This is a genomic window from Bacillus sp. JJ1773, from assembly GCF_036962035.1.
Lineage (GTDB): Bacteria > Bacillota > Bacilli > Bacillales > Cytobacillaceae > Cytobacillus.
In genome coordinates this window covers 30120-30460 of the sequence record NZ_JBALNX010000100.1, presented here as the reverse complement: position 1 = coordinate 30460, position 341 = coordinate 30120, and the positions used below count along the sequence as shown (strand labels likewise).

The window sequence follows — 341 nt, the reverse complement described above, 5'->3', positions numbered from 1 at the left end:
TATATAAGCTGTCCGGGGTTTAATTTTTAGAGGTTGTTCATCCTAATGACTGCTGATTGGTTCTTCTCGCCTCCCTTTCCTTTTCAATCCTTTCGATATAAACTCTGCCTTCAAGCTCGATGCTTTCATTTTCTACTCTTCTTTCTTCTCTTCCTGCCTTAATCGCCATATAGGCACTAAGGAGAATCCCAATAGCGATAAAATAAACCCAAAATGGTATGATCATGACAATCATCTCCCTCCTATTTGTCTAGCTTCAGCGCCTACCCCCGACGTACAGGACGTACTAGTGTCGACAATGCGACAGGACAAGGAAAGCTTTGTCAGCGACACATCGCACG

At 43.7% G+C, this 341-nt stretch carries 1 protein-coding gene; it reads right to left on the bottom strand.

Annotated features, from left to right (window positions below; all coding sequences use genetic code 11):
* Positions 1-37: 37 nt before the first annotated feature.
* Positions 38-226, bottom strand: a complete 189-nt coding sequence (locus tag V7127_RS23085; RefSeq protein ID WP_335344877.1) for a sporulation YhaL family protein — start codon at positions 224-226, stop codon at positions 38-40.
* Between the last annotated feature and the right edge of the window lie 115 nt (positions 227-341).